A 23,952-nucleotide genomic window follows, 5' to 3' on the forward strand; every position below is an offset into this window, starting at 1 on the left:
CTCTTGGGCGCCGATGGCCCTTGTGCTCAGAGGCCGATGACCTTGGCGCTCGCCGACAGCTCGTAGACGAGGGTGACCGTGCGGCGGCCGCCGGGCGGCAGGGCGACGTCCCAGCGGACGATGCCTTCGGCGTCGACCACGTCGGGCGCCGGGGAGCAGGCCTCCTCGCGCAGGCGTACCTCCACCGCCGAGACCTCGGAGACCGGGATCCGCTCCCGGAGGACCACCGCCCGTTCGCCCGTCTCCCCGGGGGCGGAGAACCGGGACAGGTGCAGCCGGACCGTGCGCGTGACCACGTTCCGCTGCATGATGCCCGCGGAATCGCGGGACTCCTCGGCCTGCCGGACCACCCGGTGGTCGTCGCGGCTGCCGAAGGCCAGCTCGACGGGGGCGCCGGGAGCGGTGAAGTCCAGCGTGCCGCGGCCGCTGAATCCGCTGCCGCGGACCAGGTCCACGGGCCCGGCGAGCAGCACATGGCCGGACCGGTTGTCGAACCGCACCACCTGGGTGACCAGCGGGGACAGCTCGGGTGAGCAGGCGTACTCGCTGCTCGCGTCCGTGGTGAAGACGGAGAGCGGCACGCGGTGGGCGCGACCGTCGCCGGGCACGGAGACCGGCGAGGGGGAGCTCAGCACCCGCGCCTCGCCGCCGTCGTCCACCCCCGGCAGACCGAGCACCGGGACCGGGCCGAGGTCACCGATCTCCTCCTCGCGCAGCTCGACGTCGACCGTACGGCGCTCCGCGGCTGCGCGGTCCCTGAGCGTCAGCCGGTCCTCGCCCAGCCACGGTGGCTCGGTGGCCGACGCCGACCGGGCCGTCGACAGCGTCAGCCGTACGTCCGACCAGTCCTCGCCCGTCCGCTGCCAGACCATCGCGTCGGTCTCCAGCGTCAACGAGTCCCCGTCGAGCACGGCCCGGTAGGCGGGCCGCCACAGCGCACACGGCGTGAGGTGGCTCAGGCGCAGCCCGACCGGGCCGGCGGCCGCCGCCTCCACGGTCAGCTCGATGTGACCGACCAGCTCGGCGGGCTCCTCCTCGGAGAGGTCCATGGCCCGCGTGGTCTCCCCGAGCTCGACGGAGATCGCGGCCAGCCGGGCCTCCACGGTGCGGAGTTGCTCGCCGTACGCGTCGCGCTCCTCGTCCACGCGGTCCAGTTCGCGGGCCCAGCGGGTCCCTTCGGTCTCCCCGGAGCCGGCGCCCTCGCCGATCTCCCGCAGCACATCGGTGGCGAGACGGCCGAGCAGGTCGAGGCGGGCACGCAGCCGATCGCGTCGCCGCTCCAGGCCGAGCCGCTCCTCCTCGAGGGAGTGCACGCGGTGGCGCAGGACGGAGTCGTCGTCGGCGGACGGCGCCGGCTGCCGCGGCGTCCAGGTGCGGACGATCCGCACGTCGAGCACGGTCGCCGGGTGACCGGAGGTCAGCTCGGCATGGAGCGTACGGTCGACGGCCAGCGCACTGACCGGCCCCAGACGCAGCCGCTGGACCCCGGCCTCCAGGTCGAGCTCGACGGCGCGCTCGACGTGGGCGCGGTCCTCCAGGCAGGTGACGGCGGTGACGGGGAGGGCGATCACCTTCGAGGCTGTGGACATGGCGTGCGTCAGCTCCTGCGGTTGCCGCCGACCAGGGCTTTGCCGGCCGGGATGCGGATCTCGTAGCCGCCGTCGAGGGCGACGGTGCCGCCGGCGGGCAGGTCCACCCGCCAGACCCGGGTGCCCGGGGCATGGTGCTCGCTCCCCGCGCCGTCCTCGGGTGCGGTCCAGTCGGCCCGCTCCTCGATCCGGACGTCCGGTTCGGAGGTGACGGGCACGCGCTCGCGGACCTCGACGGTGACAGGCCTCGCGAGCCGGTTGGCCAGCTCCACATGGACACGGTGGTCGAGCACGGTGGTGTTGTTGCGCAGGCCCGCGGTCGACTCGTTCACGTTCGTACGGCGGGTGACGCGGATGCCCTCCGCCGGCCCGAGCCCGACCCGGCGGACACCGCCGGGGGCGAGCGTGGGCAGTGCGGCGGTCAGCAGGAACTCGTCGTCGACGCTGACCTCCACCGGGCCGGCCAGCAGAGCCTGGTCGGTGGCGTTGGACAGCACCAACGTCGCGTACACGGTCTGCTCCACGGACGGCACGCAGAGGTACTCGGTGCGCAAGCCCACCGGAATCTCGCCGACGGTGACGGTGTGCCAGGTGCCGTCCGACGGAACGTCGGCTCGGGCGGTGGCATCGAAGCGGTGGTCGAAGGACCCCGCCGACTCGCGGGGCCGCACGGCGTGCCCCGGCAGCGGCAGCGAGGCCACCGTTTCGGCGCGACGGCGGTACTCGGCCGCCACCGCGTCGAAGGGAGAGTCGGGAAAGAGCCGGCCTCTGCGACCGCCCTGCTCGTCGGGGCCGCACAGGACGAGGGCGGCGTAGTCGAGCTCGGCGCCGCTCGGCTGCGGCGGACCGGCCGCCGGGGGCGGTTGCGGTGACGGCGGCGGTGGCGGTGCGGCCGCGCCAGGAGCAGCGGGTGCCATGGCGGCGGGGGGTCCGGCGAAGGACCTGCTCCCGGCACCCGGCCTGCCGCGCGGTCGCGACGGGGCCGGCTGCGCGGCGTCGGACATCCCGCCGCCGAACGCCTCCGGGGAGGGGGTGTACGCGCCGCCGGGCACCGGGAGCCCAGCCGGCGGAGCGCCGTACGCCTGCGGTGCCGGGGGAGGCGGCGGCGGTGGCGGAACGGGACCGCCCGCCAAGCCGCCCGCGACAGCCACGGGCGCGGAGCCGACCGCAACAGCCTTGGGCGTGGCGGTTGTTGCGGGGCGCGGGCCTGCCGCCTCGTACCCGGCGAACAGGTCGGCGAGCCCCGCCGGAGGCTCGCGCCAGCCGGAAGGCGCGGGGGCGGGCTGACGGCGTCCGATCCGGATCGAGCGGAGCCTCGGCAGGTCGGTGCGGCGCCCGAGGTCGGCGGTGGCCAGGGCGATGCGTACGCCGGTCCAGTCCTCGCCGGTGCGCTGGGCGACCGAGGCGCGCAGCACCAGACGGCCGGTGCCGTCGCCCTGACGGTGGGTGAGACGGTACGCAGGCACCCAGACGGCGCCCGGCACCCCGTACTCCAGCTCCAGCTCCACCTCCGCGTCACCGGCGCCGTGGAGGGGCTCGAGGGTCTCAAGAGTCAGGACCGCGGAGACCGTGGTCTCCACGTGCGCCGACGGTGCGGCGGTGGAGGCGCGGGCGAGCCGGTCCGCGGCGACGTCCAGCTCGTGCTCGGCGCGGAGCAGCGCCTCCTCCAGCTCGACGAGGCGGGTGTGCAGTCGCGTCAGCCGCTCGTCGACGAAATCGGCGAGTTCCAGCCACGCGTCGACCGGGGTGCGGCGGTGCGGGTCCTCGCGCCTGCGGGCCGGCGGCACCGGGTGCAGACCCTTGACCTCCTCGATCAGGCCCAGTTGCCGGTCCCGGCGTCCCTGCGCCGCCGCGTACGCGTCGCGCAGCCGCTCGACCTCGCGCCCCAACGCGTCGGGCGTGCCCGTGTCGAGCGGCTCGGCCTCGACCTCCACCCGCGCCTCGGTGACGCGCACCCCGGGGGCGCTCACGACGCGGGCCCGCAGGGAACTCGGGTCCAGCGAGCGGGGCAGTCCCGTCACCCGCAGCCGGCCGTCCGGCGGCACGCTGCCCCGGGCCAGGCGGCGGCAGAGCGCGCCCTGCGCGTACACCACGACCGCATCGAGGGTCGAGCCCCACCTCTGCGCTGCCCCAGCCGTCATCTCCCCCGCCCCCCCCACGCCGAGTCCGTGCTGGGCGAAGCCTACTCCCGAGCGGTCCGCGCTGTTCCGGCCCACCGGGCGACGCTCACCCGCACCGCTGCCCGGCTTCGCAGCCGGTGGCAGCCGTTCGCAGCGGTGCGTGATCGAGCGCTGCCGGGCAGTGAGAAAGGAGCTGCTGGGGGAGCGGGCCGGTGCCGCCGGAGTGACCCTGGGAGGTAGGGAGGAAGCGCTGCGGTAGCCGCGACACGTTCGTACGCGACGGCGTTCCACCCCTTCCACGCGTGCGTGGGCCGCGATGACCTCTTGAGCGGGAGGCCCGGATGACGGAGCAGAACCCGGTCGAGGAGTTGGTCAGCGCCGCCGCCCAGGACGCCGGCGGCTGGCTGGGCGCGCTGCCGGTGGCGCAGGTCGCGACCAGCGCCGATGGAACGATCGTGCGCTGGAACCGGGCCGCCGTCGAACTCCTCGGCTACAGCCCGCAGCAGGTGATCGGACGGCACATCGCCGAGCTGTTGCACCCGGGCGCGGACAGGAGCCTCGGCCGGTCGCTGTGGGAAGCCGCGGCCGGTGGGCGGGGAGTCATGGGCACCGTCACCGCCTGGCACCGCGACGGGCACCCCGTGGAACTGGAGATCTGGGCCAGCCCCGTTCCCGACCGGCGTGACGACGCCTCCGCCGTCCTGCTCTTCGCCGCCGAAGCCCACGCCGCGCGGCGTATCCGCGGATCGTCGGCCGTGTGGGACGGGCTGTTCGCCCGCTCCCCGGTCGGGATCGCCGTCCTGGACACGCAGCTGCGGTTCCTCCGGGTCAACCCGGCCCTGGAGAGGATGAACGGTCTGTCGGAGTCGGCCCATATCGGCCGGCGCCTGTCCCAACTCCTGCCCGAGGTGAACGCCGAGGACATGGAAGCGGCGATGAGGCACGTCCTGGAGAGCGGGGAGCCGGTCCTGGACCGCCGCCGCATCGGACGCACACCGGCCGAGCCCGACCACGACCGGGCGTGGTCCTGCTCCTATGTGCGCGTGGAGGACCCGGGTGGCCGGGCGATCGGAGTCATCGCCTCGCTGCTCGACATCACCGACCAGCAGCAGGCCCACATCGATGCCGAGACGGGACGACGCAGGCTCGCCCTGCTCAGCGAGGCGTCCATCCGGATCGGCTCCACCCTGGAACTGGAACGCACCGCCCAGGAACTCGCCGACCTCGCCGTTCCCCGCTTCGCCGATGCCGTCACCGTGGATGTCCTGGACACCCTCGCCCACGGTGACGAGCCCGGTATGGGCCTGGCCGGCGGTGTCGCGCTGCGCCGCCTGGGCAAGGCCCCGCTGACCGGCTCCGCGATCACCGATGTCCTCGCCCCCCTCGGCCGTACCCTCGATTTCCCGGCGGCCGCCCCCTACACCCAGGCTCTCTCCAGACGCGAGACGTACCTGCTGGCCAGCCTCGACGAGAAGGCCATCGCCCCCGCCGCCCGCCACACGAACAGGCCCGCGAAGCTGCTGAAGCTCGGCGTGCACTCGTTCATGATGGCCCCGCTCTTCGCGCGGGACCTGGTACTCGGCGTGGCCACGTTCTACCGCTCCCGTCCGATCGGCCCCTTCACCTCCGACGACGTGATCCTGGCCGGCGAGCTCGCCGCGCGTGCCGCCGTCAGCATCGACAACGCCCGCCTCTACCACCGCGAACACGACACCGCACTCACCCTGCAGCGCAGCATGCTGCCCCAGCACATCACCGCACCGGCCGGGCTCGAGGTCGCCCACCGCTACCTGCCCGCCAGCGACGTCAACGAGGTCGGCGGCGACTGGTACGACGTGCTCAACCTGCCCGGCGGGAGAGCGGCTCTGCTGATCGGCGACGTCATGGGCCACGGCACCCAGGCCGCCGCCGTGATGGGACGGCTCTCCGCCAGTGTCCGGGCACTCGCCAGGCTCGACATCGAACCCGAGGAACTGCTGCACCAGCTGGAGGCAGCGCTCGACGACCTCGCCGAGCCGATGCTCGCCACCTTCCTCTACGCGGTGATCGACCTGACCACCCGCCGCTGCCGTATCGCCCGCGCCGGCCACCCTCCGCCCGCGACCGTCAGCCCCGACGGCACGGTCCACCTCCTCGACCTGCCTCCCGGCACTCCGCTCGGCGTCGGCGGCACCCGCTTCACCACCACGGAGATCACCCTGGAACCGGGCAGCCTCCTCGTGCTGTACACCGACGGGCTCATCGAGGCCCGCGGCAGTGACATCGACGAACGCCTCGCCGAACTCACCCACCTGCTCGCCCAGCCCTATCCGTCCCTGACCGGGCTGTGCGACAGCCTCCTCACCCACCTCGTGCCGGGCTCCGCCGACGACGACATCGCGCTGCTGATCGCCCGCCTCCCCAGCCGGGCGTGAGCAGAAGCCGGACGGCGTACGAGCGGAGGTCCTTTTCGCCCCGTCGGCCCAGCAGGACCGTTCCCGGATGGCGCAGTGTCTCGAATTACGCACTAGTTGTCATCAAGTGTGCGCATTCTGACGCGTCACGAGACAGCCACGGTGGACGCCTATCCGGATGTTCCACGAACGGAGCCGCGACATGACCCCCGACCCCTTCCACACCCCTCCGGCGGCAGCCGACACAGGATCGACCGCCGGGCCCATCCCAGACCCGCCCACCATGCCCCCCGCCGTGCCACGCACCCCGATCGTGGCAGCGGCTCCCGCCCCCGCGCACCAAGCCGACCAGCCCACACGGCCGGCGACGGAGCCGGAGAGGCAGGAGCCGGAGAAGCAGGAGCCGGCGGCGGACGCCAAGGCCGCCCCGGAGGCGCCGCCGAAGCCCAACGAAGCCCCGGAGACGCCACCCCAGTCCGAGGCCGGCGACGAGGCGATACACACGCTTCTGTGGACGGCGGCGACCGAGCGTCCCGTGGAGGAGGTCGCCGCGCTGGTCGCCAGGCTCAAGCAGACCGGCGCGCTGTCCAGCCCCGCGGACGTGGCGCTCCGCGCAGCCGCCGTCTCCCGCCCCCTGGAGGAGGTGCGGCAGCTGGTCGCGCTGCTCAACGCATCGGGCTACGACCTCCAGCAGGCCGAAACCACGCTGCGCGCCGCGGCGGTGGGCCGGCCGATCGAGGACGTGGTGCAGCTCGTGAACATCCTCGGCACCGACGGCAGCGACTGGCGCTCGACCGGTGGCGGGGACGCCGGGGACGCCGAGGAGCGGAAGACCGGGCCCGGCCGGGACGACCGCGTGAGGAACGGCAAGGACGCCGTCCCGGTCGTCGACGCCGCCCCGAAGCGGCCGCGAGGGGCCGCGAAGTGGCCGAAGTCGGCCCTGGACGGCGCGCTGGCCGCAGGCCCCGGCAGCCACACCGCCTCCTCGGCGCTGCGGTCGTCGCTGCGCTGGCCGGCGGCCGTCACGCTCTTCGCCTGCGGCCTCATCCACCTGCCCACGGATCTCGCGGGCATGCGCTCGGGCGGCTACGCGGAGACGCTGTCCATGGCCGTCACCGTGCTCTGTCTGCTGTGCGGCGTATGGCTCGCGGTGCGGGACACCATGATCGTCTGGGCCGCCGCCGCGGGGCTCGCCGTCGGTGTCATCGCGATCCACGTGCTCGCGAGTGCCCGCAGCGTCGATCTGCTGGACAGCAGCCTCGGTTCCACGTTCGCCTGGGCGAAGGCCGCGGCGCTGCTGTGTGCCGCGGCCGTGGTCGCCCTGGCCGGCTCGGCCCTGGTCCGGCATACGAAGACGACCGGCGCGACGGACAGCGCCTGACGCGCCGGGGCGGAACGACGCCCGATGGACACCTCCGCCCGGTCGGCCCCACGCCGCCCGGGTGGCCGCTTCGGGCCGAGAAGCTCCCCGCCCGTCACCGGCACGGCACGGCATGGCACAGCACGGCACGGCGCGGTCGCCGCCGACGGATCCGGGTGCCCGTTTCCGTACGGGGCGTTTCCTGGAGATCGTCCGCTCGTTGGGCCGGATGTGCCACGGAACGATGTATGTCTCATGGCACGGATCGATGGCGGCCCCGTGGGGGCGATGCCCGCGGCGGGGCGGGTGGCCGCTTCACCGCCGCCCCATCCGACCCGCCCCTCCCGTGCCCGGGCCGCGCCGCCAGGGCACGCGAATGGAGAGCCCCGTGCGAATGACGGACATTCAGCGTTGCGAGATCCGGCCCGGACGCCTCGTGGAATGGAGGCTTCACCCGAAGACCGTGGAGACCGCGACGAGTCTGCGGGACGATCCCCGCCCGCCCGGGTACGTACAGGAGTCGCATGTGCGGACGGCCCGATCGGTACGCGAGGGCGGCCTGTTCGTACCGACCTGGCTCGGCACGGCGTTCGATATCCCGGGGAAGGTCGATCTCGACGTCCTCGAGGACGCGCTGCGGACATGGACGCTGCGGCACGAGACGCTGCGCAGCGGTTTCCGCTGGAGCGGTGACGAGATGCGGCGCTTCACGCTGGACGCCGACGACGTGGCGCTGGAGCGCGAGTACCTCGGTGACTTCGCCGACGCGGCGACTCTGACCCGCTATCTGCAGGACCGTTTCGACGTGGCGGCCGACGCGCTCACCTGGCCGAACTACCTCTTCAGCGCCGTCGTCAGGGACGACGGCGCGAGCGTGTACATGGCGTTCGACCACAGCAACGTCGACTCCTACTCGATCTACCGCATCGCCGCCGAGATCCACGAGCTGTACGCGGCCGGCCTCGAAGGCAGCGCCGCCGACACGGCTCCGATCGCCAGCTACGTCGACTTCTGCGCCACCGAGCGCACCAACGCCGACCAGATCGACGACACCCACGCCATCGTCGCCCGCTGGCGGGAGTTCATCGCCCAGTGCGACGGGAAGCTGCCGGCCTTCCCGCTCGACCTCGGTCTCGATCCCGAAGGGCCGCTGCCCACCCAGAAGTTCATGAACGAGATGCTCCTGGACGACGCGGACGCGGCAGCCTTCGAGGCGTACTGCCGCCCGTACGGCGGAAGTCTGATCGGCGTCCTCGCGGCCACCGGCCTCATCGTCCGAGAGATCGGCGGACACGAGGTGTACCGCACGGTCGTGCCGTTTCACACCCGGGCGAAATCCCAGTGGTCCGACTCGGTCGGCTGGTACGTGGGCGGCGCGCCGATCGAGGTCCCCGTCGCACAGGCCCCGGACTTCGACACGGCGCTGAAGCTGGTCCGCACCGCGCTGCGGGAGAACCGGCCACTGGCGCGTATGCCGATCGCCCGCGTGCTCCATCTGCTGGGCACCGACTTCCGGCCCACGTCCCCGGACCTGTACTCGATCGTCTCGTACGTCGACGCGCGTGGCGTCCCGGGGGCGGAGCGGTGGGAGGCCCTGAAGGCGTACGGGCTGATCCGAGTGTCGTACGGCGACCAGGTCTGCGCGTGGACCACAAGGCTCCACGAGGGCCTGCAGTTCGCCAGTCGCTACCCGGACACCGACATCGCGTACAGGAGCATGCGGACGTACGTCGACCGGCTGCGCGAGCTCATGGTCTCGGTGGCACGACAGGGCGCGGCCGTACGCGTCTGACGCGTCGTCACCGCACACGCGAGTGCGCCCCCGCAGCGCTCGGGCGTACCACTCCGTGCCTCGAATGGGGCATCGCGGGCATGCGCCGACGACGGAAAGATCACGGAGCGGGGCCTTCGCCTGGTTGGCGGGCCCCGCGCTGTCCGCTGCGGGCGGCGGCGCGCCCCGATGGAGGCCGCGGGCAAGGTCGGGGACCCGGCTGCTGACACTCTGGTGTCGGACATGATCGACAACCGCGAGGTCGATGGGGTCAACCATCTGTTTCGCACCATCGACAAGCTGGGGCCGGGCCAGGATCTCTCCCAGCTGCCGGAGCGGCTCGCCCAGTTCCTGCGGGACGCCGAGGTGCCGCCGCCGGACTGGAGCGACGCGGACGTCAAGGCGGCGGAGGGCTTCTTCGACCACCACCACGGGGAGGCGTCGATGCTCCAGGGCACCGTCGGCCTCATCGGTACCTACCTCTCCCCGACCGGGGCGCCTGGTCCATGCCTCCGTGCGACAGCTGCACAAGAAGAGCGGCGAGTGGGACTACGCCACATGGGGCGAGCCGGTCTCCCAGAAGTACACCACCGGCGCCGCCTGCGTCTTCAGCACCCAGATCCTCCAGGGCATGAAGAACCTGGGCCTGCACGTATCCAAGGACGACGCCCACGGTTTCATGTGCGCCTGGCACTACGTCAACCACTACCTCGGCACCCCGGACAAGTGGCTGCTGCCGAAGAACGCCGACGAGGTCGAGGCGGTCTGGAACGCTCAGCGCGACAAGGAGTGGAAGAAGACCGACGACGGTGTCTTCATGACCGCGCAGGCCATCAAGTTCTACCGGGACCTCGTCGGGCCCGGAGCCGGCGACGCGTACATCGCCCTGACGCGCGTGGCGCTCACCGACAAGTACGCCGACATGGCCGGCATCCCGAAGAGCCCCCTCGACCTCGCGGGCAAGCCCCCGGCCGCCGGCCACGGTCTCGTCAGCAGCGCCGCGGGCGGCCTGTTCGGCGAATCCGCCAAGAAGACCGTCGGCGTCAACCCCTCCAAGGAAATCCTCGGGACCGTTTCCAAGGCGTTCAACGAGGTGGAGAGGTACGCCCTCACCCACGAGCAGGACGACCAGCCGCAGATGCACCAGGAGCTGCACGACAACCGTTGACCGGGGGAGCTGAGCTGCCGTCCGTCTGGGCGGCAGCTCGGCCGTTCGAGCGGCTTCGCAGCGCGATCTCGTGGTGGTGACCGGTTCGGTTGAACTGGCAATAACCGGAGGCGAGTTCCGTCTGCCGACCGTATCGCCCGTCGACCTTGACGACCGTCCGACCCCGACTGCTCTGAATGTGCCCATGGGGTACCTCCGTTCGGCCCCAGATCCGCGTCCGGTCGGCGTAGGGAAGTGAGTGGCGCGGCGACACGAGCTCGACTTCTGTCCACACTCTGGCGTGGCTCGACACCTGACTGGCCAACGAAAGGCCGGGGTCTCGTGCATCGAAAGGTGGAGCAAACTTCATGGCAGTAACCGCTGGAGTATCACGAGGCAGGAAGCAGCCGAGGCGTGCAACGCTCAGGGCTTCCCTCCTCTGCGTCGGCATGGTCACGGCACTCGCCGTCCCGTTCGCCGGTTCCGCGACCGCCGCGGCTGGGGGCCCGAGCGGGGACGGCGAGCAGCCCGTGGAGATTACGGACATCACCAACCCGGACTGTGACGACCTCATGCCGGGTGCCTTCCTGTTCGAGTTCCGCCAGGAACCCGTCCAGGACGCCACGGACATCCCGCTGTCCTTCAACGGGCTGACCGGCACGCTCGACATCGACGTCAGGAACACCGGGAGCGGCCAGGTCTTCGACTACAACTTCGACGGCGACTTCACCGCCTTCGGCGTGATCGTCAAGGGTGGCCCGAACGCGAACTTCTACGACTACCGGCCCACCGGCAACCCGGACGACACGGGTCTCCACTCCCCGATCAACCCGAACAACAACCGCTTCTACGGTCTCAGCCACATCTCGTTCTGCATCGGCGAGGCTCCGCGCCCCGGTGCGCTCAAGATCCTCAAGAAGAGCACCAAGACCGGCAATCCCCTGGTCAGCCAGGCCGGCACCGTGTTCAACGTCACCGGCCCCGGCGGCTACGACCAGAACGTGACCGACGACACGACCATGGCGGCGCCCGACGAGGACCCGACCACCGGCGAGGTCTGCGTATCCGGGCTCGTTGCCGGTACGTACACCATCAACGAAGTGACGCCTCCCCCGGGATACGGCGCCGCGACCCAGACGAACCAGCAGGTCACGGTCGTTCCCGGGACGAACTGCACGACCAACCAGCCCACCGGCACGGCCGTCGCCTCGTTCACGAACGACCCGCTCGCCGACCTCCTCGTGCGCGTGGACGGCCAGGAGTCGGGCGAGATCAGCTCCACCATCGCCTGCAACGGCAACAGCGCCGGCCCCTCGGACCCGGTCCAGCTCAACGTCAACGACCTTCCGCCGGGCACGTACACCTGCGAAATCGTCATCGACCCCTGACCTGGGTCGCGTCCGTCCGGTGAGTGACTGACCGGACCTCGGGGCGGATCGAGCTGCTGACACAGCTCGATCCGCCCCTTTCGGCTGCTCCGGACCAGCCATATCCCCTCCGAATGGCTCAGCTCTCAGGTAATAGCAAATTGTGCGCCATTCAGAGGAGTTGAAGGAAAACCTCGTCACCCCCTCGCCTTTTCATCGGTTAAAGGCGGCTAGGGCGGGATGTTCATTCCCGCCGGGAGAAAGGAAAATCCATGCGGTACTTCCGCGGTTTGCTCATCGCGTTCTCGGCCGGCGCCCTGTCGCTGGGCACCGTGTCCGCCTCCCAGGCGATCGGTGGCACCACCGACGCGGCCGCGCACGTCCGTAAGGGGGGTGAGGGCGACGACCACAAGAAGGGCGGCGACCACGTCTTCATCGACAAGTCGAAGCACCAGCTCAACCACAGCTGCGAGGGCGGCACGTTCGGCTACTGCACCCAGAAGGTGAACTTCGCCCCGAAGCTCCTGGGTGATGTCAGCCTCATCGGCACCAACGGCCTGATCGGCGTGACGGGCACGAACGGAACCGACGGCACCAACGGCACCAACGGAACCAACGGAACCAACGGAACGAACGGCACCAACGGCACCAACGGCACCTCCACGCCGCCGGCCGACGCCGAGTGGTGCTCGCCCGGCTTCTGGAAGAACCACCCCGAGGACTGGAGCGTCCCGCTCACCACGAAGTACAGCGCCGTCTTCGGTGCGACGCCGCCCCGGTCGAACCAGGGCGTCCGGCAGGGCGCGCCGACCGACCCGACCCTCTTCGAGGTCGTGTCCAACCCGCAGTGGTACGGCGGCGACGCGACCAACCGGGTTGCCGACTACCTGAGCGACCAGCACCCGAACATCAACTACCAGGGTTTCCGCGTCGACAACTGCCCCCTCTAGGACCCGGCGACGCCGCGAAACGCATCTGCCCTGAACAACTTCGAACCACCCCAGAGACCTCTCTGACCTGACGTGGCCCGTGCGGCGGACACCCCTGCCGCACGGGCCACCCCCAGAAGGAGCATGATGGGAGCAACGAGGCACCCCGCCCAGTGGTCCCCGGTGTCGGTCGCCGCGCTCGCGGTCACCGCACTGACCCTGATCGGCGCCCTGCTCGTCCACCTGGCGTTCGTCTTCCTGAGCGTGGCGCCGGCCAACGCCGTGAGCGTGCACCACCACGAAGGCATCGACGCCTACGTCCAGCCGGAGTTCGGCCAGGACTGGAAGCTCTTCGCACCGAACCCGATGCAGCGCAACGACGCCGTCGGTGTCCGGGTGAGCACCCTCGGGGAGGACGGCCGCCCGCACGTCTCCGACTGGGTCAACCTCACCGCCGAGGACGTCGAGGTGATCCGCGGCAACATCGCGCCGAGCCATGTGGACCAGAACATGCTCCGCCGCGCCTGGGACTCGTACGTCGCGACCCACAGCCTGGAAGGAGACCTGCCCAAGGGCGTCCGGGGGGCGCTGACCGGCGACTACCTCAAGCGCGTCGTCCTCCAGCGCGTCGGCCGCACCTGGGAGGGCGACAGGATCGTCTCCGTCCAGGTCGCCGGCCGCTACACGCTGGTCGACCCGCCGGCGTGGAGCTCGGAGGAGCCGCCGGACACGACCGACTACCGGATGCTGCCGTGGTGGCCGGTGAACCAGCAGGACCACAGGGGGCTGTGACGTGACCACTTCGACCACCGTCCCGGACGTCGCCGCGCGTCTCGCCCGGGCCCTGTCCTTCATCGGCTCCGTACGGGCCCCCTACCAGGCGGCCGTCTTCCGCATCGGCCTCGCGGCCGTCGTCCTGGCCTTCCTGCTGCGTGAATGGCCGCACCGCCATGTCCTGTACGGGAACCGCAGCCCCCTCTCCTTCGACCTGGCGCAGATCCTGGTCCGTGAGGAGCGCAGCTTCACGGTCCTGATCTGGAGCGACGGGCAGCTCTGGTTCGAGACCGTCTACACCCTGACGATCGCGGCGGCGGTCGCCGTCCTGCTGGGCTGGCGCACCCGGACCATGTCCGTGCTGCTCATGGTCGGCGTGCTCTCGCTGGAGAACCGCAACACCCTGGTGGGAGACGGCGGGGACAACGTCATCCGCATCATGGTCATCTACCTGGTCTTCACCCGCTGTGCCCAGGTGTGGTCCCTCGACGCGCGCCGCGAGCGGAGGCTGCGGGCCGACTCACCTGGCGCCGGCCGGGCGGCCTTCGACTTCCCGGGGATCGCCCTCTGGTCGGCGGCCGTCACCCCTCTCGTGGCGATGTCCGGATTCCCCACCCAGGGCTGGCTGCCCCTCTTCTGGATCCTGTGGGCCGTCCAGGGAATCTGGTACGTGGTGAACCGGTGGTTCCCCGACCACGAGGTACGTGCCGTGCTGGACGCGGCTGCCTCGATGCTCCACAACTGCGCGATGCTCGTCGTCGCCGCGCAGGTGTGCCTGATCTACGCGACCGCCGGCTGGTACAAGGTGCAGGGCACACGCTGGCAGGAGGGCAGCGCCCTGTACTACGCCCTGAACCTGGACTACTTCATGCCCTGGCCCGCGCTCTCCGGGTTGCTCGCCGCGAACACGCCGGCGATTCTGGTCCTCACCTACGCCACCGTGATGGTGCAGGTGGCGTTCCCGTTCACGCTGGCCAACCGCAAGGTGAAGAACGTCCTGCTCGCCGTGATGATTCTGGAGCACCTCGGCATCGCCGTGGTCCTCGGCATCCCGTTCCTGTCGCTGGCCATGATCGTGTGCGACGCGGTGTTCCTGCCGACCGCCTTCCTCGTGGCGCTCGGCGCGCGCTGCGCGCGGCTCTCCCTGCCGGTGCGGGCGCGCGCGTCCTGGGGAGCGCGGCAGGCGGCGTCACCCGGCTGATCCACCGCCAGGGCTGTTACCAGGCGTAACAGCCCTGGTGGATGCGTCGACGACCGACGCCGGGTTCCGGCGAGCCGGACAGTTCCCCGCCCGGCGGGCTGCCCGGCGAGCCTCCGGGGAGGACGATGGAAGCGACGGTCCCCGGCGTCGGGAGATCTGCGCCTGCTTCGGCACGGAGGGAGGCCCTGTCTTGAACGCGGCTGATGCCCCCAGTCCTCTGCCCATGCCCGGTGCGGGCCCCGGCGGTCCGTCCGCGCCGGGGGGATTGCTGGACATGCTGGGGGTCGCCGCGGTGGTCGTCGCCGCGGACGGCCGCATCACCCTGTGGAGCCCGCAGGCGCAGACGCTGTTCGGCTGGACGGCGGAGGAGGCGCTGGGCCGGTACGCGGTCGACGTGCTGGTCGCCGAGGAGCACGTCGGGCTCGTCCTGGAGCTGTTTGCCCAGGTCATGGAGGGTGGCGGCAGCTGGGCGGGGGTGTTCCCTGTCCGGCACAAGGACGGCTCCGTCCGGCAGGTGGAGTTCCGCAACATGCGGTTGTCGGACCAGGAGGGCCGCCGGTACGCGCTGGGGCTCGCCGCCGACGAGACCGTCGTACGCGGGATCGAGCGCAACCTGGCGCTGTCCGCGCAGCTGGTGGCCCAGGCCCCGACCGGGGTGGCGGTGGCGGACGCCGATCTGCGCCTCGTCCTGGTCAACCCGGCACTCGAGCGGATCACCGGCCGCACCGCCCAGGGGTGCCTGGGCCGCTCCGTCGAGGAGATTCTGCCGTTCGGCGCCCACGAGGACATCGACACGGCGATACGCCAGGTCCTGCGGACCGGCAGCCCGCTCCTCGGCCGCTCGGTGGTCGAGGGGACGCCCGGCAGCGGAGACTCCGGCCGCGCGTGGCGGGTGTCGTACTTCCGGCTGGACGACTCCGGCGGGCGGGTGATCGGTGTCGCGGTGACTCTGGTCGACGTCACCGAGCAGTTCCTCGCGGACCGGCAGCGGGCCCAGGCCCGCCGGCGCCTGGCGCTGATCGCCCGGGCCTCCGCGCGTATCGGCACCACCCTCGGCCTGGAGCAGACCGCCCGCGAGCTCGCCGACATCGTGGTCCCCGACCTCGCGGACATCGCCGCCGTCGACGTCCTGGACGCGGCCCTGGGCGCGCGGACGACCACCATCGGCGCCACCGGGCCGGCGGTCTTCCGAGCCCTGGCGGTGAAGGCCGCCTACGCCACGAGCGCCGCCGACGCGGCCGATCCGGTGGGGGAGATCACCCGCTACGAGGCCGACCGCCTGGTCACCCGCTGTGTGACCACCGGCCGCACCGTGCATCTCGTCCACGTCGGCCCCGACGACCTGCCACGGATCGCCCGCAACGAGTCGGCGGCCGCCGTCCTCGCCCGTGCCGGCGTCCACTCCTACCTGGCGGTTCCTCTGACCGCCCGCGGTGAGGTCCTCGGGGCTCTCGACCTCAAACGCGCCCGCAATCCCCTGCCCTTCAGCGACGACGACGTCCTGCTGGCCGAGGAACTGGCGTCCCGCGCCGCCGTCTGCATCGACAACGCCCGCTGGTACCAGACCCAGCTCCAGGCCGCCACCACCCTGCAGCGCCATCTGCTGCCGCGGACGCCTTCCGACCCGCCGGGACTGAAGGTGGCCTGCCGCTACCAGCCCGCCGGGACCGCCGGCCATGCCGGTGGGGACTGGTTCGACGTCATCCTCCTCGACGACGGCACCACCGCGCTGGTCGTCGGAGACGTCATGGGCTCCGGCATCACAGCGGCCGCCACCATGGGCCAACTCCGCACCGCCGCCCGCACCCTGGCGCGGCTCGGCCTCGACCCCGCCGAGATCCTCCGCCACCTCGACCAGCTCACCACCGAACTCGACGACACCATCGCCACCTGCGTCTACGCACTGTGCGACCCGCAGGCCCAGGAGTGCCACATCGCCCTGGCAGGACACCCGCCCCCCGCCGTGACCCGTCCGGGCCACTCACCCGCCCTGCTCGACCTCCCCACCGGCGCGCCTCTGGGCGCCGCCGAGTTCGTGCCCTTCACGACCACCCGCGTCGAACTGCGGCCCGGCACCCGCCTCTTCCTCTACACGGACGGTCTCGTGGAGACGCGCAACGACCCCATCGACGCCCGGATCAACGACCTCCTGCACCACTTGGCCGGCCCCCAACTGCCCCTCGAAGCCACCTGCGACCAACTCCTGTCCACCCTGCACGACCCCGGAAGCGACGACGACATCGCTCTCCTCGTCGCCGAAGTGTCGCCACGGGCGTGACGGGGCGACCCGCTCATGAGTCCGTCGCCTGAAGTCCACTCAGTTCGACCTCAGTTCGACCTCAGTTCGACCGACAGGTACGGGGACAGTGCGCGGAGGAAGTCGGGGGCGTCGAAGAGCGCGCCCGCGGAGGCCACGCCGACCGTCCTGGTCCGCCCCGTGAGGATGCGGTGCACCGCTTCCACCGCCAGGGGAGCGCTGATCGCGTAGATGTCCTGGCCCCTCGCCACGGCGCGCCGTTCCGTGTCGTCCGCGCGCACGACGACGTCGACGAGGAAGGTCTGCGCGGACCGGCCGCGCTCGTCGACCGCGGCCGGTGTCGGCGTGTCCGGGGCCGACAGGTCCCGGGCCGCCTCGGTCGTCATATAGGTGCGCACCTCAGGGATGGGCAGGTGGCTGGGGACGGTGACGACGTCGGCCATCGTGAACTCGCCGATGACCTCCCGGGTGCCCATCGGGTCGGGGAAGGGCCACTTCTGGGTGGGCGGGGCCTCGTCTCGGTACTCCATCCGCCCCTTCGTGTAGCTGATGCGCCGGCCGTCGCGCCGCTGCCGGGAGACCGTGCCCGCGGCGCGCGTACCGGCGGTGGGGTGCCAACTGCTCAGCCCGTAGGCGATGTGCGCCTCGTCGGCCGCCGTCCAGTCGCCCATCGCCGCGGTGACCAGCAGGTCGCCGAGGCCGCCGAAGAAGGCCATCGCGGGGACGATCACCGCCCCCTCGGCGCGGGCGCGGTCCGTGAACTCGGTGAACGTGTCGAGGTTCGCCTCGATCTCGGCCGCCACGTCGACGTACGGGATCCCGGCGCGCAGTGCCGCCTCGATCACGGGGGCGGCGGTCGTGGCGAAGGGCCCGGCACAGTTGATCACCGCCGCCGTACCGGCCAGGGCGCGGTCGAGCGACGCCGCGTCGTCGACGGACGCCGGCCGGACGACGAGCCCGGGATCCGACGCCGCGAGCGCCCGCAGCTTCTCGGCGTCGCGGCCGGAGACGACCGGGACGAAGCCGCGCTCCCGCAGCTCCGCCACCACGAACCGCCCGGTGTGCCCGTACGCGCCGAACACCGCCACCATCTGTCCCGATCCCATGCGTTCTCCTCGTGCCCGAACGATCGACTGCCGCCATCCTGCCGAGTCCGGGCGTCCCACCGTGAGTGTCCGGAACGACATGACCCGTACAATTCCCGACATGGGCACCGTCGCACTGGCCGTCACCGACGGGATGCTGCACTTCGAACTGTCCGTGGCGTACGAGGTGTTCGGCGCCGCCCCGGCCGGCGTGGCCGGACCCTGGTACGACGTCGCCGTCTGCGGGTCGGCCGCCGTGCGGGTCGGCCGGTTCCTGCTGGAGCCCGACCACGGCCTGGACCGGCTCCGGCACGCCGACACCGTGATCGTCCCCGGCTGGGCGGACATCGACGTGGACCCGCCCGCCGACCTGGTCGAGGCGGTGCGCGTGGCCCACGCGGCGGGCGCGCGCGTGGCCTCCCTCTGCACGGGCGCGTTCGTCCTGGCCGCCGCCGGCCTGCTGGACGGGAAGCGCGCGACCACGCACTGGGCGCACACCGGAGCCCTGGCCGCCCGCCATCCCCGGGTCGAGGTCGACCCGGACGTGCTCTACGTGGACAACGGCAGCGTGCTCACCTCCGCCGGCAAGGCCGCCGCCCTCGACCTGTGCCTGCACCTCGTCCGCCTCGACCACGGCTCGTCCGTCGCCAACACGGTCGCCCGCCGCCTCGTCGTGCCTCCCCACCGGGCAGGCGGCCAGGCCCAGTTCGTCGCCGCCCCCGTGCCCGACCGGGACGACCACCCGCTCGCCGCGCTGTTTCCCTGGGTGATCGACCGCCTCGACCACCCGCTGACCGTCGAGGACCTGGCCCGCCAGGCACGGATGAGCTCACGCCACCTGGGCCGCCACTTCAGGGCGGCTACCGGTACCACCCCGCTGCAGTGGCTCCTGACTCAACGGATCCGCCGCGCACAGGAGTTGCTGGAGACCACGGACGACAGTGTCGACGCCGTGGCGACGGCGACCGGCATGGGCACCGCCACCACGCTGCGCCGCCACTTCAACCGCACGGTCGGCGTGCCGCCGGACACCTACCGCCGCACCTTCCGCTCCCGGCCCATCGTCTGAAGGGCGCCCAGGACCCGGGGCATGTGCTTTCTGTGCGTGACGACGAGCACCCGCACGCCCTCGTCCTCGCATTCCAGGACCAGGGACCGGCCGCCGTAGTCGGCGCGGACGGGGTCCGTCCAGTACGGCGGGCGGACGCGGATCGGAGTGAGACCGGGCGACACCTCGTGGCGGAAGGAGGCGCCGGTCGGGTCGACGGTCGACGCCAGAACGCCCGGGCCGGCCACCAGGTATCCGCCGGTGCCCGTGTGCGAGGCCTCGCTCACGATCAGGCCCGGGAAGCACCGTTCCCTGTCCGGCACGGACGGTGTCAAGGCGATGGTGTCGTCGCCTCGTTGACGTCTGCGCAGGATGAGGGCGGCCACCGAGCAGACGGCCACGACCACGGGGACACTCAGAGCGACAAGGCGGAACGCCGCCCCGGGGCTGTCGGTGGGGAAGGGCGCGACCGCTCCGATCGCGGCGAGGCCGAGCCCGCCCGAGACCGGGACGCCGATCTGCCAGGTGTTCATCCTGACCGAGGCGTGGGACACCTTGGTGGACCAGAACCCGCACCACAGGAACACCGTCCCGTAGACGCCGAGCGCGAGGCCCGCGGCACAGAAGATCTTGTAGTCGCCGCGCGGGTCCGCGGTCGTGTACCGGCGTACGGACGCGATGTCGACGTACCGGATCCGCCCCCGCCAGTACGTGACCTCGACGCCCGCTCCCGCCCGCGCGACCGGATGGTCCTGCGGGCTGCCCTTGAGGTGAGTGCGGTGGGTGGTCCCGTCCGCCTCGACGACGTAGAGCCGGTACCGGGGCGTCTTGCGTCCCGTCTCGCGCTCGGTCCGGTCGATCCGCGCCGCGACGGTCCGCAGACAGTCGTCGTCACCGTCACCGTCACCGTCGGCGGCGCAGCCGACCGCTGCCCTGAACGCGCGCTCCTCGTCGAGCGCGCCGCGCGTCGAGACGAGCAACAGCCATGCGGCCGCCAGCACACACAGGGCGCCGAACACCGCGGCGGAGCGTATCGCGGTACGGATCCTCGGGTGGGGGCGATCGGTCTTCGCGGGAGTCACCAGCGCATTGTGCGGGCGCGGCAAGGGGCAGGTGCATGCGTGAGGTGGGCACTTCCCACCACCGCTCGTTGCCGGGGACCGGCATCGGGCATCAGCGCGTCGCGATGGCCTGTCCGTGACGGAACAGACCGGCGGGGTCGTACCGGCGCTTGACCTCCGCCAGCCGCGCGTAGTTGGCACCGTAGTAGGCGTGGTGCCAGTCCTGGAGGTCGGGGTCGGGGAAGTTGACGTACGCGGCGTCCGTGCCGAGGTGCCGGCGGAGCGTCCGGTGCACGGTACGGGTCTGCTCAAGGAGCGGACGTACGTGCTCCTGGGCGGTGCCGGGCTTCCAGTGCGTACCGATGTCGATCACGTACGTGGCGCCGCGGTGCGGATAGGCGGTCTCGTCGGGCCGGGGCGCGTCGCTCGTGCCGCCCATGGCGAAGAGCGTCACATAGCCGGTCGCCCCCGTCGGTCCCGGCCGCCACGACCGCGCCCACTCGGCGATGTCGGTCACGGCCTCCGCGCTCAACCACCGCTGGGGGACGAGGGACTTGGAGGCGTAGCAGTCCTTGGTGCCCGGGGTCTCCATCAAGTAGTCCTGGGCGGACCAGAAGCCGCGCTCCTCGATGAAGGCGCGGGTCGGCCGCAGCGCCAGCAGGGGCGCGAGGACGCGGCGCAGCGCGTCCTCGTCGCCGATCCGCTGACCGAGCAGCCACAGGACGGTCGTGCCGTCGCCGGCGTGCTTGAAGCCGACACGGACGTCGAGGTCGCAGGCGCGGTCGTCGGCGAGGATGCTCTGCACCTCCGCGACCACGGGCCTGGCCGCCGTCAGAGCGAAGGAGAGATCGAACACGGTGGCCCGCAGCCGGCCCACGGGCACGGCGTCGAAGACGAACGCGGTGTTGATGCCGAAGTTGCCGCCCGCTCCGCCGCGGCAGGCCCAGAACAGGTCGGCGTTCTCGTCCTCGGCGGCGCGCACCCGGGTGCCGTCGGCGAGCACGAGGCGGGTCTCGACGAGCCGGTCGCAGGTGAGGCCCCACTTGCGGTCGTTGAAGCCGAGCCCGCCGCCGAGCGTCAGCCCGGCGACACCGACGCCGGGGCAGCGTCCGCCGGGGAAGTACAGGTCCGCCTCCCTGGCCGCGTAGACGTCGGAGTTGGTGGCACCGCCGCCCAGCCGCAGCCGGTGGCCCTTCGGCGTCACCTGATTCATCGGCCGCAGGCTGACGACGAGGCCGGTGGTGGTCGAGTGGCCGGCGTAGTTGTGCCCGCCGGAACGGGGTGCGAAGGGCACGCCGTGCTTGGCGGCCCAGCGCATCGCCGCGCGGACGTCGTTCTCGGTGGCGCACGACAGCACGCCTGCCGGCCGGATCGCGACGTAGCGCTGGTTGTCGGCCGTGGCGTGCGCCGGGTAGTCCTGCCCGCCGGGCCGGTACAGCCGGGCCCCCGGGCTCAGGGCCCGGCTCAGCTCCCGCCAGGCCGAGGGCTCGGCGGCCTGAGCGTGCGCCGCCGCCGTCAGGTCCGCGGCGGGCATCGCCACGGCCCCGGCCGCGGCGGCCGCGCCTCCACGCAGGACGACTCGTCGACTGATGTGCACAGGTGTGCCTCTCCGTGGCTCTCAACAGGGGTGCCGGCGCCGGCAGGCCCACCCTGGAGGCGACCTTGATCACGCAAGGGACGCGACACACGGCCCGTGATCACATTCACGCGAAGGAACCGGAAGCGGAGGGCGCGCGGCCTGTTCCAACGCGCCGGGCGTACGCCGGGACCGGGTGGGGGCCTCCCCCGAATGCCCTTCGGCGGAACCGAGCCTTCGTCGGCGGACGCCCTGCCGGCGCGCACCGGCTGGGGCACAATACGTGCCGTCAGTGACAATGTGCGCACCGTGACCTCGGCCCCGGGTCCGCCCGGGACGACCTCCGAGGGATCCCGCGGTGCGCCGTGCAGGGGGAGGCGTGGTCTTGTCGGTGGGGTACGTACCGATACGGCGTCTACGGGCACGGTGGGGCAGGACAGGGGTGGGGTCGGGGCTGCAGCGCGCCCAGTCCTTCATGATCCTGGCCACCCTGCTCTACCGGGCGAGCCATCTGACGGTCGGCGTCCTCGCCGTCACCCAGCGCCAGCGGGATCTTCCCCTGCAGTACGCGGGGCTCGTCACGGCGCTCGGGCTGAGCGTGCTGGGCTACGGCACAGCCCTGCGGCGCGGCTGGTTCGACCGGCGGCACGTCTGGGCGGACGTCCTGGTCACCGGGTGCCTCCTGCCGTTGGCCCTCTGCGCCTGGGGCGGTGTGCGGGAGACCGCCACACTCGGCTGGGCGATGCTGCTCGGCGGCTCGGCGAGCGCCGCCGCGGCCATCGCCCTCGACCGGCTCCACGCCCTCGCCGCCGTCGCACTGCTCGTGGTGACCCACCTCATCGGCTACCAGGCGGTGGGCGCGAGCCGCGCCGTCCTGGGCGGACACGTCAACTCACTCCTCTCGTCGGCCGTGATGGCCTGGGTCTTCTGGTGGTACCTGCGCCGCCAGGGACGCCTCCTCGACGACGCCAACGCCCGTACGCTGGCGGCCGAGGCGCACAAGGCGCGCTACGCCGAACGCCTCGAGCACCACCGAGCCCTCCACGACACCGTCCTCGCCACGCTCACCACCCTCGCGGCCGGCGGCATCGACGCCAACGCCCCCGAGGTGAGGGAACGTTGCGCCCGCGAGGCCGCGTATCTGCGCCGGCTGATCCAGCAGACCGCCGACGAGGTCCACCACCGGGAGATCGGCGCCGCCCTGGAGGAGGCGGTCGCCTCGGTGGAGCGCCTGCAGCTGCGGGTCACCGCCCAGTACCACGACCTTCCGGAGGTGCCGCCCGAAGTGGCCGCCGCGCTCGCCGACGCCGTGCGCGAGGCGCTGAACAACGTCCAGCGGCACGCGGGCACGGGCCACGCGTACGTCACCGCGACCCGGGACACCGACGGGCGTGGGGGAGCCGTCGTCACCGTGGTCGACCGCGGTCCCGGCTTCGACCCCGAGCGGTATGTGCCCGGCCGCGGACTGCGCGGCTCGGTCCACGGCCGGATGGCGGAGGTGGGCGGCCGGGCCACCGTCGACACCGCTCCCGGCGAAGGCGTACGGGTCGAGCTGCGATGGCCCGGGTGATCACCGTCGCGGTCGTCGACGACGACCGCATGCTCCTCGACGGCATGCGGTCCTGGCTCGGCGGCGTACCGGAGCTGAGGCTCGTGGCGACCGCGGCCACGGTGAGGGAGCTCCTCCCCGGCGCGCCGGACGCCGAACTCCCGTCGGCGCCCGCCGAGTCGGGGTCGGCGTATGCACCGCCCGACGTCGTCCTCCTCGACCTGATGCTGCGGGACGGCTCCGCCCCCGCCGACAACATCCGGCGGCTCCTGAGCACCGGAAGCCGCGTCCTGGTGATCAGCACCGTCCCGGACCGCTCCCGGATCATCGAGTCGCTCCGGGCCGGCGCCGACGGCTACCTGACCAAGGACAACGACCTGCCGACGCTGGTCGCCGCCGTCCAGGACATCGCGGCGGGCCGCAGCGCCCACTCCGCGGAACTCGCCTTCGCCTGCGCCCACGACACCGGTCCCGACCGTCCCCGGCTCTCGCCGCGCGAGCGGCAGATCCTGCTCGACTACGCGTCCGGGATGACCCTCAAGTCCGCCGCCCGGCGGGCGGGCATCACGGTCCACACGGCCAAGGACTACCTGGACCGGGTCAAGGCCAAGTACCAGCAGGCGGGCCGCCCCACGTACACGAAGCTCGACCTGGCCCGGCGGGTACGCGAGGACAGCCTCGACGGAGGCTGACAACCGGCGCAAGCCCCCCAAACGGACGGCTGA

17 protein-coding genes are annotated in these 23,952 nt (G+C 72.2%); 12 read left to right on the forward strand and 5 right to left on the reverse strand.

Features of this window, described 5'->3' with window-relative positions; genetic code table 11:
* Positions 1–26: 26 nt before the first annotated feature.
* Together FDM97_RS15550 and FDM97_RS15555 are read right to left on the reverse strand one after the other, a co-directional pair.
* Complete coding sequence (locus FDM97_RS15550; protein WP_137990996.1) at positions 27–1,589, reverse strand: DUF4139 domain-containing protein; 1,563 nt, start codon at positions 1,587–1,589, stop codon at positions 27–29.
* 8 nt (positions 1,590–1,597) lie between these two features.
* Positions 1,598–3,730, reverse strand: a complete 2,133-nt coding sequence (locus FDM97_RS15555; RefSeq protein WP_137990997.1) for a DUF4139 domain-containing protein — start codon at positions 3,728–3,730, stop codon at positions 1,598–1,600.
* 320 nt (positions 3,731–4,050) lie between these two features.
* Between FDM97_RS15555 and FDM97_RS15560 the strand changes: the two genes are divergently transcribed.
* The 9 genes from FDM97_RS15560 to FDM97_RS15600 all read left to right on the forward strand — a co-directional run bounded on the left by FDM97_RS15560 (position 4,051) and on the right by FDM97_RS15600 (position 16,929).
* On the forward strand, positions 4,051–6,123 hold the full coding sequence (locus FDM97_RS15560; RefSeq protein WP_137990998.1) for a SpoIIE family protein phosphatase: 2,073 nt from the start codon (positions 4,051–4,053) through the stop codon (positions 6,121–6,123).
* Between the two features lie 274 nt (positions 6,124–6,397).
* A complete protein-coding gene (locus FDM97_RS15565) occupies positions 6,398–7,483 on the forward strand; it encodes a hypothetical protein (RefSeq protein WP_254705610.1) in 1,086 nt (361 codons plus the stop codon).
* A 373-nt stretch (positions 7,484–7,856) separates the two neighbouring features.
* Complete coding sequence (locus FDM97_RS15570; protein WP_137990999.1) at positions 7,857–9,254, forward strand: condensation domain-containing protein; 1,398 nt, start codon at positions 7,857–7,859, stop codon at positions 9,252–9,254.
* A gap of 493 nt (positions 9,255–9,747) precedes the next feature.
* Positions 9,748–10,401, forward strand: coding sequence for an oxygenase MpaB family protein (locus FDM97_RS15575; protein ID WP_254705611.1), 654 nt, complete (start codon positions 9,748–9,750; stop codon positions 10,399–10,401).
* A 428-nt stretch (positions 10,402–10,829) separates the two neighbouring features.
* Positions 10,830–11,768: a prealbumin-like fold domain-containing protein gene (locus FDM97_RS15580; RefSeq protein ID WP_137991000.1), complete on the forward strand. Its 939-nt coding sequence runs from the start codon at positions 10,830–10,832 to the stop codon at positions 11,766–11,768.
* 251 nt (positions 11,769–12,019) lie between these two features.
* The gene (locus tag FDM97_RS15585; protein ID WP_137991001.1) at positions 12,020–12,697 is read left to right on the forward strand and encodes a hypothetical protein; all 678 of its coding nucleotides are present in this window, start codon (positions 12,020–12,022) and stop codon (positions 12,695–12,697) included.
* A gap of 123 nt (positions 12,698–12,820) precedes the next feature.
* Positions 12,821–13,468, forward strand: coding sequence for a DUF5819 family protein (locus FDM97_RS15590; protein WP_137991002.1), 648 nt, complete (start codon positions 12,821–12,823; stop codon positions 13,466–13,468).
* Position 13,469: 1 nt separating this feature from the next.
* Positions 13,470–14,651 (forward strand): HTTM domain-containing protein, encoded by a 1,182-nt coding sequence (locus FDM97_RS15595; protein WP_137991003.1) that lies wholly within the window; start codon positions 13,470–13,472, stop codon positions 14,649–14,651.
* A 274-nt stretch (positions 14,652–14,925) separates the two neighbouring features.
* Positions 14,926–16,929, forward strand: a complete 2,004-nt coding sequence (locus FDM97_RS15600) for a SpoIIE family protein phosphatase (RefSeq protein WP_175439133.1) — start codon at positions 14,926–14,928, stop codon at positions 16,927–16,929.
* A gap of 50 nt (positions 16,930–16,979) precedes the next feature.
* Here the strand turns inward: FDM97_RS15600 and FDM97_RS15605 are convergent, their stop codons facing one another.
* Entirely contained in the window at positions 16,980–18,014 is a 1,035-nt protein-coding gene (locus tag FDM97_RS15605) for a saccharopine dehydrogenase family protein (protein WP_137991005.1), read from the reverse strand.
* Between the two features lie 100 nt (positions 18,015–18,114).
* Here FDM97_RS15605 and FDM97_RS15610 point away from each other — a divergent pair, with 100 nt between their 5' ends.
* Entirely contained in the window at positions 18,115–19,062 is a 948-nt protein-coding gene (locus FDM97_RS15610; RefSeq protein ID WP_137991006.1) for a helix-turn-helix domain-containing protein, read from the forward strand.
* Here FDM97_RS15610 and FDM97_RS15615 read toward each other — a convergent pair.
* Positions 19,026–20,123, reverse strand: a complete 1,098-nt coding sequence (locus FDM97_RS15615; protein WP_137991007.1) for a hypothetical protein — start codon at positions 20,121–20,123, stop codon at positions 19,026–19,028. The two genes, FDM97_RS15610 and FDM97_RS15615, sit on opposite strands and share 37 nt — an antisense overlap.
* A 91-nt stretch (positions 20,124–20,214) precedes the next feature.
* Positions 20,215–21,699: an FAD-binding oxidoreductase gene (locus tag FDM97_RS15620; RefSeq protein ID WP_137991008.1), complete on the reverse strand. Its 1,485-nt coding sequence runs from the start codon at positions 21,697–21,699 to the stop codon at positions 20,215–20,217.
* 421 nt (positions 21,700–22,120) lie between these two features.
* Here FDM97_RS15620 and FDM97_RS15625 point away from each other — a divergent pair, with 421 nt between their 5' ends.
* The gene (locus FDM97_RS15625; RefSeq protein ID WP_137991009.1) at positions 22,121–23,248 is read left to right on the forward strand and encodes a sensor histidine kinase; all 1,128 of its coding nucleotides are present in this window, start codon (positions 22,121–22,123) and stop codon (positions 23,246–23,248) included.
* Positions 23,236–23,919, forward strand: coding sequence for a response regulator (locus FDM97_RS15630; protein WP_137991010.1), 684 nt, complete (start codon positions 23,236–23,238; stop codon positions 23,917–23,919). The genes FDM97_RS15625 and FDM97_RS15630 overlap by 13 nt, the downstream gene beginning before the upstream one ends.
* The last annotated feature ends 33 nt before the right edge of the window (positions 23,920–23,952 follow it).

Source organism: Streptomyces vilmorinianum, assembly GCF_005517195.1.
Classification (GTDB): domain Bacteria; phylum Actinomycetota; class Actinomycetes; order Streptomycetales; family Streptomycetaceae; genus Streptomyces; species Streptomyces vilmorinianum.

Excerpts from the sequence above, each read along its gene's own strand:
- FDM97_RS15550 (WP_137990996.1), bottom strand. The coding sequence starts at position 1,589 with ATGTCCACAGCCTCGAAGGTGATCGCCCTCCCCGTCACCGCCGTCACC.
- FDM97_RS15555 (WP_137990997.1), bottom strand. The coding sequence starts at position 3,730 with ATGACGGCTGGGGCAGCGCAGAGGTGGGGCTCGACCCTCGATGCGGTC.
- FDM97_RS15560 (WP_137990998.1), top strand. The coding sequence starts at position 4,051 with ATGACGGAGCAGAACCCGGTCGAGGAGTTGGTCAGCGCCGCCGCCCAG.
- FDM97_RS15570 (WP_137990999.1), top strand. The coding sequence starts at position 7,857 with ATGACGGACATTCAGCGTTGCGAGATCCGGCCCGGACGCCTCGTGGAA.
- FDM97_RS15580 (WP_137991000.1), top strand. The coding sequence starts at position 10,830 with ATGGTCACGGCACTCGCCGTCCCGTTCGCCGGTTCCGCGACCGCCGCG.
- FDM97_RS15585 (WP_137991001.1), top strand. The coding sequence starts at position 12,020 with ATGCGGTACTTCCGCGGTTTGCTCATCGCGTTCTCGGCCGGCGCCCTG.
- FDM97_RS15590 (WP_137991002.1), top strand. The coding sequence starts at position 12,821 with ATGATGGGAGCAACGAGGCACCCCGCCCAGTGGTCCCCGGTGTCGGTC.
- FDM97_RS15600 (WP_175439133.1), top strand. The coding sequence starts at position 14,926 with ATGCTGGGGGTCGCCGCGGTGGTCGTCGCCGCGGACGGCCGCATCACC.
- FDM97_RS15605 (WP_137991005.1), bottom strand. The coding sequence starts at position 18,014 with ATGGGATCGGGACAGATGGTGGCGGTGTTCGGCGCGTACGGGCACACC.
- FDM97_RS15610 (WP_137991006.1), top strand. The coding sequence starts at position 18,115 with ATGGGCACCGTCGCACTGGCCGTCACCGACGGGATGCTGCACTTCGAA.
- FDM97_RS15630 (WP_137991010.1), top strand. The coding sequence starts at position 23,236 with ATGGCCCGGGTGATCACCGTCGCGGTCGTCGACGACGACCGCATGCTC.